Origin of the sequence: Pseudomonas sp. MWU16-30323, assembly GCF_020515595.1 — a bacterium.
Taxonomy (GTDB): domain Bacteria; phylum Pseudomonadota; class Gammaproteobacteria; order Pseudomonadales; family Pseudomonadaceae; genus Aquipseudomonas; species Aquipseudomonas yamanorum.
The window spans coordinates 22,813-34,006 of record NZ_JAIWYM010000045.1; the positions used below are offsets into that span (position 1 = coordinate 22,813).

Sequence of the window (11,194 nt, forward strand, 5' to 3'; positions counted from 1 at the left end):
CGTTTCAAAGCTTGAAGCAACGGGGCTTACGGCTCAGGGCCGTTACCGTCAATCCAGCAATAAGTAAACTCTGGCTGCGAGCTGTTTACTACGCGATCAAACTGCACAAACCTGGTGGACGAGAGCCCAACCGGGATACCGCCCCTGCTCACCATGTAGCTCGCCCCGCCTCCCGCATTCACTTTTAACGGGCGGATCAAACGCTCGACATCAAGAATCCAGAAGCTGTAACCCGATGCATCAACGACGCCATCCCAATAATGCTCGAGGGTCTCAACGATGGCGGGGTCTGGGTTGACGTCAGGGCTTTGGTCGTAACCCTGGAACCGCATCGTCACCAGATCCCCGTCGTGAATATCCGCATGAGCGGCAACGAACACCTCTACGCCCGACCAGATAGGAGGTTGGTTGTCGCAGGTCATGACTCCCCTGGCATTTGTTGCCGCCTGAGGGTAGCTAGGCCGAGGATAAGTGACGGGTGGAAGACTGGTTTGCAGCCCTACCCGAGCCACCTGCGAGAACAGCGGGTTGACATTACCGGCACGATCTTCCAACCGGTAGAAACAAAAAAGAAACAAAGCCCCTGGGTAATTGCGGAAGACATCACTGGGCACGTCGACAAATATCCGGCCAGTTGCGCTGGTCAACGGCAACGAAACACGGGTAGGTGCGCCCGTAGGCAGCAAATCCATATCAGAAAAGTACAGCAGCACCGTGTCCCCCACCTCGCGCCCCAGGTAGCCCCCCGGGATTTCCATCGGCACCTGAGGATTGGCAATCAGGTAAGCTTCGGTAATCGGGTCGACGGGAAAAATGGCCGGTGGCAGCAAGGCGCCTCCGCCAGGGGTGTCACGGTCGATTCTGATAGTCAGCACTTCGGACTCGTCGAAGCTTGGACTCATCGGCGTGCGGTTGTGCACGCGGTACTTGAGATCGACAACGGCGCTGTTCAGCATGAATGCCTGCGGTATTTGCACCGGGAACGGAAAGTCTGCCGGGGTCATTGGATTTGGCAGCAGGATGGCTGGAGCATCGGTGGGACGAGCCCCCCGTACATTCCACTCGAATACAAGATACTGGTCTCTGCCGGGGGACGGTAAAATCCCCCACGGGCTTGGAACAACCACCTCAAGATCGGCGAAATAAAAACGTGCGGGCACCAACCCGTCCGGCAATGCTTCGACGACCTCGGGCGCGTCCATCACCAAAATGCCACCTGGACCCACTGGTCCATTCACACTGGATTTCCCCACCTTACGGATGCTCATCGAAACCTCCCGTTACTCACACCCTCTCCACGTGCGGGCTTTCATCAGTTCCTGCGAACCCGCGCTGTTGGGCCAATTGAACACCTCCCCCACGCCTGCGGATACTGTCAGATCTAACAGGTCTCGCTGCCACTCGTCGGATTTCACCAGCAAGGGCCCGGGTTGGAGCAGCGAAGATTTTCTTGACGAAGCGGGCCCGCTGGTGTTTTCTGAAACCGGTTTCAGTGCAACACCCACCCTAATAAGAAAGGCTCTAGCGTGACCTCATTTTCCGCCGCCCAGCGCAGCCGCGTAACCATGCTTGACGTCGCCGAGCGTGCCGGCGTTTCCAAAGCCAGCGTGTCGCGCTTTATCGGCGACGACCGTGCCCTGCTCTCCGATGCCATCGCCCTGCGCATCGAGCAGGCCATCGACGAACTCGGCTACCGCCCGAACCAAATGGCCCGCGGCCTGAAACGTGGACGTACCCGCCTTATCGGCATGCTCGTCGCCGATATCCGCAACCCCTATTCGATTGCCGTGATGCATGGCGTGGAAACCGCCTGCCGCCAGCACGGCTACAGCCTGGTGGTGTGCAACACCGACCGCGATGACGAGCAGGAGCGCCAGCACCTGGCGGCCCTGCGTGCCTACAATATCGAAGGGCTGATCGTGAATACCCTCGGCCATCACCTGGACCAATTGCTGGAACTGCAACGGGAAATGCCCCTGGTCCTGGTGGACCGCAAGGTCGAGCCGCTGCACAGCGACCTAGTGGGGCTGGATAACCCGGTGGCGGTGCGCATGGCCGTGGAGCACCTGGAACAGCAAGGCTATCGCGACCTGCTGTTGGTGACTGAAGCCACCGACGGCACCAGCTCGCGGCTTGAGCGCCTGGACAGTTTCAAGGCGGAAATTGCCAACCGTCCGACGTTGACCGGCGCCGTACTGGAGTTGGACGGCGAGCTGGAACAGCGTCTGCGAAAGTTTCTGGCCAAATCCGGCCCCAAGGCGTTGTTCTGCGCCAACGGAATCGCGGCACTGGCCTGTACCCGTGCATTGAAAAATCTAGGCTGCGCCCTGTTTGATGACGTAGGCCTGATCGCCCTGGATGACCTCGACTGGTACCCGCTGGTGGGCAACGGCATCACCGCCCTCGCCCAGCCCACCGAGGCCATTGGCGCCAAGGCCTTCGACTGCTTGCTCAAGCGTTTGCGCGGCGATACCGAGCCGACGCGCACCCTGGATTTCTTGCCACAACTGATCATCCGGGGCTCGACCCAATCCCTTGTGGGAGCTGGCTTGCCTGCGATAACGGTTTCTCCGGCGAAGCAGTAGTCGGCTGACCGCCGCCATCGCAGGCAATCCCGCTCCCACACGTTTATTTTGCGAATAAAAATGAAACCGGTTTCAGAGGTCCACAACAATGCCTAAATACCCCGTCTCCATCAGCCTTTCCAGCTACGGCGCCGACCTGGTCCGCCAGCAGGGTCAGCTGAGTTTCGTCTCGGTGCTGGCCGCCGCTGGCGCGCAACGTATCGAATGGCGCGAAGAACTGCTGACCACCGAACAACCGCTGGAACTGGCGCAAGCCGCGGCCGATCAAGGCCTGGAATGCGTGTTCTCCTCGCCCCTGGAACTCTGGGTGGCCGGCCGCTCGCAACCCAACGCCGAACTGGCCGCCACCCTCGACCGCGCCCAGGCATTCGGCGCCCGCTGGCTGAAAGTCTCCCTGGGCTATTTCACCGACACCAATGACCTGGACAGCTTGAGCGCCCTGCTCAACCGGCATCCGGTCACGCTGCTGGTGGAGAACGACCAGACCCTGCACGGCGGGCGCATCGAGCCGATGCAGCGCTTTTTCAACGAAGTCGAGCGCCTGGCCGTGCCGGTAAAAATGACCTTCGATATCGGCAACTGGCAATGGCAGGACCAATCCGCGACCACCGCCGCGCGCCTGCTGGGCCGGCATGTGGACTACCTGCACTGTAAAGCCGTGGCCCGGCGCGCCGACGGCAAACTGGTGGCCCTGCCGCCGGGCGCCGCCGACCTGCATCTGTGGGAACAACTGCTCAAGCACATGACTCAAGGTATTACCCGGGCCGTGGAATTTCCGCTGCAAGGTGATGATCTGGTGCAGGTCACCGCACAGCAGGTCGCCGCCCTCGCCGTCCTTGGCCAGCCCCGCGTGGAGAATGCCCATGTCTGAGATCGATATCCTGTCGTTTGGTGAAACCATGGCGATGTTTGTCGCCGAACAGACCGGCGACCTGGCCCAGGTCGCGCAGTTTCATAAACGCATTGCCGGCGCCGACAGCAACGTCGCCATCGGCCTGTCGCGCCTGGGGTTCAACGTGGCGTGGCTGAGCCGGGTGGGCGCCGATTCCCTCGGGCGCTTTGTGGTGGACACCTTGCAGAACGAAGGCTTGGACTGCGCACATGTGGCGGTGGACCCGCTGTACCCCACGGGCTTTCAACTCAAGTCCCGCGAAGAAGCCGGCGACGATCCGCAGGTGGAGTACTTCCGCCGTGGTTCGGCCGCCAGTCATTTGTCGGTCGAGGCGATCAAGCCGGAGCTGTTGCAGGCCCGTCACCTGCACGCCACCGGCATCCCGCCAGCACTGTCGGACGCCACCCGCGAGCTGTCGCGCCAGTTGATGACGCAAATGCGCGAGGCCGGCCGCAGCGTGTCCTTCGACCCGAACCTGCGGCCGTCCCTGTGGGCGAACGAGCAACGCATGATCAGCGAAATCAACGCCCTCGCCTGCCTGGCGGACTGGGTGTTGCCGGGGTTGAGCGAAGGCCGTTTGCTCACCGGTTTTGAAGACCCGGCCGACATCGCCGCGTTTTACCTGGACCAGGGCGTGGAAGCCGTGGCCATCAAGCTCGGCCCCCACGGCGCGTATTACCGCACCCAGTTGGACCAGGGTTTCGTCGCCGCCGTGCCCGTGGCCAAGGTGGTCGACACGGTCGGCGCCGGCGATGGTTTTGCCGTGGGCATGATCAGTGCGTTGTTGGAAAACCTCAGCTTTGCCGAAGCCGTGCAGCGCGGTAACTGGATCGGCAGCCGCGCGGTGCAGAGCCGTGGCGACATGGAAGGCTTGCCGTTCAGGACCGATCTGCCCCACACGCAAAAAGCCGGCTAATCAGAGTTACCCGTTACCTGTTGCCACAACTACAACAAGCTCAGGAGCAACCTCATGGAACCGTTGAAACTCGCCACCCGCCGTTGGTGGTACATCATGCCCATCGTGTTTATCACTTACAGCCTGGCGTACCTGGATCGCGCCAACTACGGCTTCGCCGCCGCCTCCGGGATGGCCGAAGACCTGATGATCACCCCGGGCATGTCGTCATTGCTCGGCGCGCTGTTCTTCCTCGGCTACTTTTTCTTCCAGGTGCCGGGGGCGATCTACGCGCAGAAGCGCAGCGTCAAGAAGCTGATTTTCGTCAGCCTGATCCTGTGGGGCGGCCTGGCCACCCTGACCGGCATGGTGTCCAACGCCTACATGCTGATCGTGATCCGCTTCATGCTCGGGGTGGTGGAAGCCGCCGTGATGCCGGCGATGCTGGTGTACCTGTGTCACTGGTTCACCCGCGCGGAACGCTCCCGGGCCAACACCTTCCTGATCCTCGGCAACCCGGTGACCATGATGTGGATGTCGGTGGTATCGGGTTATCTGGTGCAGCATTTCAGCTGGCGCTGGATGTTTATCATCGAAGGTTTGCCGGCAATGCTGTGGGCGTTTATCTGGTGGAAGCTGGCGGATGAAAAACCGGCCGACGCCAAATGGCTGAGCGCGCAGCATAAAAAGGACCTGGAAACCGCCCTCGCCGAAGAACAGGTGGGCATCAAGGCGGTGAAGAACTACGCCGAAGCCTTCCGTTCGCCCAAGGTGATCATCCTCGCGCTGCAGTTTTTCTGCTGGAGCATTGGCGTGTATGGCTTCGTGCTGTGGCTGCCGTCGATCCTCAAGGCCGGCTTGAAAATGGACATGGTCGAGGCCGGCTGGCTGTCGGCGCTGCCGTATCTGGCGGCGGTGATCGGCATGCTGGTGGTGTCCTGGGGCTCGGACAAACTGCAAAAGCGCAAACGCTTTGTGTGGCCGCCGCTGTTGATCGCCTCCATCGCGTTTTATGCGTCCTACGTGCTGGGCGCCGAACACTTCTGGTGGTCGTACACCCTGCTGGTGATCGCCGGGGCGTGCATGTATGCGCCGTACGGGCCGTTTTTCGCGATCGTCCCCGAGATCCTTCCGGCCAACGTCGCCGGCGGCGCCATGGCCCTGATCAACAGCATGGGCGCCCTCGGTTCGTTTGGCGGTTCGTACCTGGTGGGCTACCTCAACAGCAGCACCGGTTCCCCCGGCGCTTCGTACCTGCTGATGAGCGGTGCGTTGCTGGTGTCGGTGGTGCTGACGATCTTCCTCAAGCCCGGCGCCAGTGACCGCGAGCGCGCCCCGCTGCATTCCCTTGAATTGAAGGTAAAGACCTGATGAAAAAGTCTGTCGTGCTCTACAAGAAACTCTCTGCGCCGCTGATGGCCCGCCTGCATGAACAGGCCGAGGTCACGCTGATCGAGGCGCTGGATGAAAGCGGCCTGGCCAAGCTGTGCGAGGCCTTGCCCAAGGCCCAAGGGTTGCTCGGCGCCAGCCTGCGCCTGGATGCGAAACTGCTGGACCTGGCACCGAAGCTTGAGGCCGTGGCCAGCGTGTCCGTCGGCGTCGACAACTACGACATCGACTACCTGACCGGGCGCGGCATCCTCCTCAGCAATACTCCCGACGTGCTGACTGAAACCACTGCCGACACCGGTTTCGCGCTGATCCTCGCCACTGCCCGGCGCGTGGTGGAACTGGCCAATATGGTGCGCGCCGGCAACTGGAACCAGAACATCGGCCCGCTGCATTTCGGCAGCGATGTACACGGCAAGACCCTGGGCATTATCGGCATGGGGCGTATTGGTGAAGCCTTGGCCCAGCGTGGGCACTTCGGGTTTGGCATGCCGGTGATCTACCACAGTCACTCGCCAAAACCGGCGGTGGAGCAGCGTTTTGACGCGCAATACCGCAGCCTGCCGGACCTGCTCCGGGAAGCCGATTTTGTGTGCCTGACCTTGCCGCTGACGGCTGAAACCGAAGGCTTGATTGGCGCTGAAGAATTCGCGCTGATGGGCCCCGAGACGATCTTTATCAACATCTCCCGGGGCAAGGTGGTGGACGAGCCGGCGCTGATCGAGGCGTTGCAACAGCGCACCATTCGCGCGGCGGGACTGGATGTGTTTGTGCGGGAGCCGCTGCAGCATGATTCGCCGTTGTTGCGCTTGAGCAATGTGGTGGCGACGCCGCACATCGGTTCGGCTACCCATGAGACGCGGGAGGCGATGGCCAAGTGCGCGGTGGACAATCTGCTGGCGGCGCTGGCGGGTGAGAAGCCGAAGAACCTGGTGAATCCGGCCGCCTGGAAACACTGATTCCTGTGGGAGCTGGCTTGCCTGCGATAGCATCACCCCGGTGTACCGGATGTACCGAGGCGTCGGCATCGCAGGCAAGCCAGCTCCCACATTTTTTGATCGTATTTCAGGTCAGATGACGAAGCGCGCCACCATCCCGTTCAAATCCACTGCCAGGCGCGACAGCTCATGACTGGCCGCTGAGGTCTGGTTGGCACCCGCCGCCGACTGGGTCGCCAGGTCGCGGATGTTCATCAGGTTGCGGTCCACTTCGCGAGACACCTGGGCCTGTTCTTCGGACGCACTGGCGATCACCAGGTTGCGCTCGTTGATCAGGCTGATGGACTGGGTAATCTGCTCCAACGCCACGCCGGCAGCCCGTGCCATTTCCAGGGTGCTTTGGGTGCGCTGGTTGCTCTGCTGCATGGACTGCACGGCTTCACCCGTACCGCTCTGAATGCCAGCGACCATTTTTTCGATTTCCTGGGTCGACTGTGCGGTGCGATGAGCCAGGGCCCGCACTTCATCCGCCACCACCGCGAAACCACGCCCGGCTTCACCGGCACGTGCCGCTTCAATCGCTGCGTTGAGGGCCAGCAGGTTGGTCTGCTCGGCAATCGCGCGAATCACGTCCAGTACCTTGCCAATGTCACGGCCTTGAGTAGCCAGGCCCTCGATCAGCACCGAGGTGTTTTGCACGTCCTGGGTCATCGTCTGGATCGCACCCACGGTTTCCACTACCCGGTCGCGCCCTTCCCGCGCAGCCTGGTTGGATTGACTGGAAGCCTCGGAGGTGGACACCGCGTTGCGCGCCACTTCTTCCACCGCGGCGGTCATTTCGTTGACCGCGGTAGCGGCCTGGTCGATTTCGTTGTTCTGCTGCTGCAGGCCTTTGGAGGCTTCTTCGGTGACGGCGCTGAGTTCTTCAGCGGCAGAGGCCAACTGCGTGGCCGAGCCGGCGATGTGCTGGATGGTCTGGCGCAGGTTGTTCTGCATGGCGGCCAATGCGCCGAGCAGGCGCGCCGGCTCATCCTTGCCGTCGACTTCGATGGGTTTGCTCAGGTTGCCACCGGCGATGGTTTCGGCAGCAATAACAGCTTTTTGCAGCGGTACAACGATGCTGCGGGTCAACAGCCAGGCCAGCAGCACAGTCAACAGGGCCGCCACCACGGCGACGATGATGATCCCGGTCACCGCTTGGGAGTAACTGCCGTCAGCGGCGATGTTGGCCTGGTCGGCACCCGCACTGTTGATGGCGATGAGTTTATTCAGCTGCTCACCCATCAGGTCAGTGCCATCCTTGATCCGGGTGTTGATCAGGGTGTGCATCTCCTCGACCTTGTTTTGTTGCGACAGCGACATCATCTCGGCCTGGGCCGTGAGGTAGCTGTCGAGGGTCGCGGAAAAGGCTTTGTAAACGCTGGCCTCTTCGCCCTCGGCAGGCAAGGCCGAATAAGCGGCCTGGGCCACCTTGACCTTGTCCACCAGAATGGCCGAGCGCTCCTTGGCGTCCTGCACGGCGGCCGGGTCGCGATTGATCAGAATCCGGAAGGACAGGATGCGCAGGCGCAACACGTTTTCGGTGATGTTGCCGAGGTACTTCACACTGGGTAACTGGTTGGTTCCCATGTCGACCGAAGCCTGGCGGATCAGCGTCATGCGGTTGACCGCAAACACCCCCAGGATAACCACAAGCAACGCAATGAACGCAAAACCGAGGAAAGCTCGGGGGGCAATATTCAGGTTACGGAGGGACATAGATGCGCTCTCAGAAATAGTGGCTGCGCGCGTCCCTGCCGCGACACGGCCAGTCAGCGTCAACGCGCTGCCCTGACCTTTCGGCACCACTGTTTTAATAGGTATGTGACGCCTACAAGGCTATCGGCCGGCTTGAGGGTTTATTGCAGGATGTTTCGAAATATTTTTACACACTTCTGAGTACCCGCTCTTTCTGGCATCCTGCGCCTCCTTTTTCCTACCCGGGCCCGTATTTTGTCTGACACTCAAACCCCTCGCCCCCGTTATAAATCCGACCTGATCTACGGCCTCGACGACCGCCCCCACTTCAGCGCGGCGATATTCGCCGCCCTGCAGCACGTGCTGGCGAGCTTTGTCGGGATCATCACTCCGACGCTGATCGTCGGCGGCGTGCTGGGCCTGGAAAGCGAAGTGCCGTACCTGGTGAGCATGGCGTTGTTTGTGTCGGGGCTCGGCACCTTTGTGCAGGCCCGCAAGTTCGGCCCGGTGGGTTCCGGCCTGCTGTGCCTGCAAGGCACCAGCTTTTCGTTTATCAGCGTGATCCTCAGTGCCGGCTTCATGGTCAAGGCCCGGGGCGGCGGCACCGATGAGATCCTGTCGACGATCTTCGGCATCTGCTTCTTCGCGGCGTTTATCGAAGTGGTGCTCAGCCAGTTCATCGGCAAGCTGCGCAAGCTGATCACCCCGGTGGTCACCGGCACCATCATCACCTTGATGGGTTTGTCGCTGATCAAGGTGGCGGTCACCGACATGGCCGGCGGCTATGGCGCCAGCGACCTGGGCGCCGCCGGCAACATGGGCCTGGCGGCCCTGGTGTTGCTGACCATCGTGGTACTCAACCGCTTCAATAACCCGTTCCTGCGCCTGGGTTCGATCGTGATCGGCCTGACCCTGGGTTTTGTAGTGGCCTGGTGGATGGGCCGCGTCGACCTGGCCGCCCTGCCCCAACTGCCGCTGATCAGCGTGCCGGTGCCGTTCAAGTACGGTTTTTCGTTCGACTGGGTAGCGTTTATCCCGGTGGCGGTGATCTTCCTGATTTCCCCGCTGGAAGCCGCCGGTGACCTGACGGCCAACTCGATGATTTCCCAACAGCCGGTCAAGGGCCCGCTGTACATCAAGCGCATCAAGTCCGGCCTGCTGGCCGACGGCCTCAACTCGGTGATGGCGGCCACCTTCAACAGCCTGCCCATGGTGACCTTCGCCCAGAACAACGGCGTGATCCAGTTGACCGGCGTGGCCAGCCGTTACGTGGCCTACTTCATTGCCGGGCTGCTGGTGCTGCTGGGCCTGTTCCCGATGATCGGCGCGGTGTTGCAACTGATGCCCAAGCCGGTGCTGGGCGGCGCCACCCTGATCATGTTCGGCACCGTGGCCGTGGCCGGGATCAAGATCCTTGCCGAAGCCGGCCTGCACCGGCGCAACGTGCTGATCGTGGCGATCTCCCTGGGGATGGGCCTGGGCGTGGCGGCAGTCCCGGAAGTACTGCGCGAGCTGCCCAAGGCCCTGCACAACATCTTCGAGTCGCCGATCACCGTGGGTGCGTTCTGCGCTATCGTGCTGAACATCTTCCTGCCGGAGGAGTTCATAGAACTGGAAGAAGATGAATTTGATCCGGAAGCCTCCACCCTCAAGGTGATGCAGGACCCGGACGTCACGCAATAGGAGAAGCCGTTTATGCGCAAACTCATGGTCCTGTCCCTGCTGCTCCTCACCCTGAGCGCCTGCGCGCTGTTCCCCAACCGCGACCCGGTGAACATCAACGTGGTGGGCATCGAGCCGCTGCAAAGCCAGGACCTGGAAGTGCGTTTCGCGGTGAAGCTGCGGGTACAGAACCCGAATGAAACCGCGATCGACTACAGCGGCGTGGCCCTGGACCTGGAGGTCAATGGCCGGCCGCTGGCGTCCGGGGTGAGTGACCAAGGGGGTTCGATCCCACGTTTTTCGGAGACGGTGCTGACGGTGCCGGTGAGTGTTTCGGCGTTTTCCGTGTTGCGCCAAACCCTTGGCTTGAGCCAGACCCAGCGTTTGAATAACCTGCCCTACGTGTTGCGCGGGAAACTCGCGGGTGGCCTGTTCGGCACCCTGCGTTTTGTGGATCGCGGGACCCTGGACTTTCCCAACACTGCCACGTGGTAACGACATGGATGCGCAACCTACGCTGTACACCGAACGCCTGATCCTAAGGCCGCTGACCCTAGAGGATGCCGAGGGTGTCCAGCAGCAGTTTGCGCACTGGGAAGTGGTGCGATATCTGAATGCCCAGGTGCCTTGGCCGTACCCGGCGGACGGTGCGCGCAGCTATCTGGAGCAGGTTGCATTGCCGGCGATGGCTCGGGGGGAGGAATGGCATTGGTCGATCCGCCTGAAGAGCGCGCCGGAGGTGTTGATTGGTAATGTCAGCCTGATGGACGAGGTGGATAACAACCGGGGCTTTTGGCTGGCGCCGCAGTGGCAGGGTCAGGGGTTGATGGCCGAGGCCAGTGCGGCGGTGACTGAGTATTGGTTTAAGGTGCTGGAGCGGCCCGTGATGCGCGTGCCCAAGGCGGCGCCGAACGTGGCGTCTCGCAGGATTTCCGAGCGGACGGGGATGCGGTTGGTCAGGACGGATGAGGGGCAGTTTGTCGCTGGGCGTTTGCCCAAGGATATCTGGGAGATTACCCGGGAGGAATGGCTGGGGAGTCGGCGGGGCTGAGGTGGGTTTGGGTGTATATCCGTTATTTAGGTAACGGCCGCTATT

At 61.6% G+C, this 11,194-nt stretch carries 10 protein-coding genes; 8 read left to right on the forward strand and 2 right to left on the reverse strand.

Annotated features, from left to right (window positions below; genetic code table 11):
* Window positions 1-26 precede the first annotated feature (26 nt).
* A complete protein-coding gene (locus tag LIY45_RS28835; protein ID WP_226478417.1) occupies window positions 27-1,268 on the reverse strand; it encodes a hypothetical protein in 1,242 nt (413 codons plus the stop codon).
* A gap of 258 nt (window positions 1,269-1,526) precedes the next feature.
* Here LIY45_RS28835 and LIY45_RS28840 point away from each other — a divergent pair, with 258 nt between their 5' ends.
* The 5 genes from LIY45_RS28840 (at window position 1,527) to LIY45_RS28860 (ending at window position 6,720) form a co-directional block, all read left to right on the forward strand.
* Window positions 1,527-2,585, forward strand: coding sequence for a LacI family DNA-binding transcriptional regulator (locus LIY45_RS28840; RefSeq protein WP_346269023.1), 1,059 nt, complete (start codon window positions 1,527-1,529; stop codon window positions 2,583-2,585).
* Window positions 2,586-2,673: 88 nt separating this feature from the next.
* Complete coding sequence (locus LIY45_RS28845) at window positions 2,674-3,456, forward strand: TIM barrel protein (protein ID WP_226478418.1); 783 nt, start codon at window positions 2,674-2,676, stop codon at window positions 3,454-3,456.
* Window positions 3,449-4,393 (forward strand): sugar kinase, encoded by a 945-nt coding sequence (locus tag LIY45_RS28850; RefSeq protein WP_226478419.1) that lies wholly within the window; start codon window positions 3,449-3,451, stop codon window positions 4,391-4,393. The genes LIY45_RS28845 and LIY45_RS28850 overlap by 8 nt, the downstream gene beginning before the upstream one ends.
* Window positions 4,394-4,447: 54 nt before the next feature.
* The gene (locus LIY45_RS28855; protein WP_226478420.1) at window positions 4,448-5,743 is read left to right on the forward strand and encodes an MFS transporter; all 1,296 of its coding nucleotides are present in this window, start codon (window positions 4,448-4,450) and stop codon (window positions 5,741-5,743) included.
* A complete protein-coding gene (locus LIY45_RS28860) occupies window positions 5,743-6,720 on the forward strand; it encodes an NAD(P)-dependent oxidoreductase (RefSeq protein ID WP_226478421.1) in 978 nt (325 codons plus the stop codon). The genes LIY45_RS28855 and LIY45_RS28860 overlap by 1 nt, the downstream gene beginning before the upstream one ends.
* A 111-nt stretch (window positions 6,721-6,831) precedes the next feature.
* On the opposite strand, the gene LIY45_RS28865 is transcribed toward LIY45_RS28860, so the two are convergent.
* On the reverse strand, window positions 6,832-8,457 hold the full coding sequence (locus LIY45_RS28865) for a methyl-accepting chemotaxis protein (protein ID WP_226478422.1): 1,626 nt from the start codon (window positions 8,455-8,457) through the stop codon (window positions 6,832-6,834).
* Between the two features lie 234 nt (window positions 8,458-8,691).
* Between LIY45_RS28865 and LIY45_RS28870 the strand changes: the two genes are divergently transcribed.
* The 3 genes from LIY45_RS28870 to LIY45_RS28880 are packed head-to-tail and all read left to right on the forward strand — an operon-like array spanning window position 8,692 to window position 11,149.
* Entirely contained in the window at window positions 8,692-10,119 is a 1,428-nt protein-coding gene (locus LIY45_RS28870; RefSeq protein WP_017477424.1) for a nucleobase:cation symporter-2 family protein, read from the forward strand.
* Between the two features lie 12 nt (window positions 10,120-10,131).
* Window positions 10,132-10,593 (forward strand): LEA type 2 family protein, encoded by a 462-nt coding sequence (locus LIY45_RS28875; protein ID WP_226478423.1) that lies wholly within the window; start codon window positions 10,132-10,134, stop codon window positions 10,591-10,593.
* Between the two features lie 4 nt (window positions 10,594-10,597).
* Window positions 10,598-11,149, forward strand: coding sequence for a GNAT family N-acetyltransferase (locus LIY45_RS28880; RefSeq protein WP_226478424.1), 552 nt, complete (start codon window positions 10,598-10,600; stop codon window positions 11,147-11,149).
* Window positions 11,150-11,194: the final 45 nt, after the last annotated feature.

Coding starts and splice junctions, on each gene's coding strand:
- LIY45_RS28880 (WP_226478424.1), top strand. CDS start 10,598: ATGGATGCGCAACCTACGCTGTACACCGAACGCCTGATCCTAAGGCCG.
- LIY45_RS28860 (WP_226478421.1), top strand. CDS start 5,743: ATGAAAAAGTCTGTCGTGCTCTACAAGAAACTCTCTGCGCCGCTGATG.
- LIY45_RS28875 (WP_226478423.1), top strand. CDS start 10,132: ATGCGCAAACTCATGGTCCTGTCCCTGCTGCTCCTCACCCTGAGCGCC.
- LIY45_RS28855 (WP_226478420.1), top strand. CDS start 4,448: ATGGAACCGTTGAAACTCGCCACCCGCCGTTGGTGGTACATCATGCCC.
- LIY45_RS28865 (WP_226478422.1), bottom strand. CDS start 8,457: ATGTCCCTCCGTAACCTGAATATTGCCCCCCGAGCTTTCCTCGGTTTT.
- LIY45_RS28835 (WP_226478417.1), bottom strand. CDS start 1,268: ATGAGCATCCGTAAGGTGGGGAAATCCAGTGTGAATGGACCAGTGGGT.
- LIY45_RS28845 (WP_226478418.1), top strand. CDS start 2,674: ATGCCTAAATACCCCGTCTCCATCAGCCTTTCCAGCTACGGCGCCGAC.
- LIY45_RS28850 (WP_226478419.1), top strand. CDS start 3,449: ATGTCTGAGATCGATATCCTGTCGTTTGGTGAAACCATGGCGATGTTT.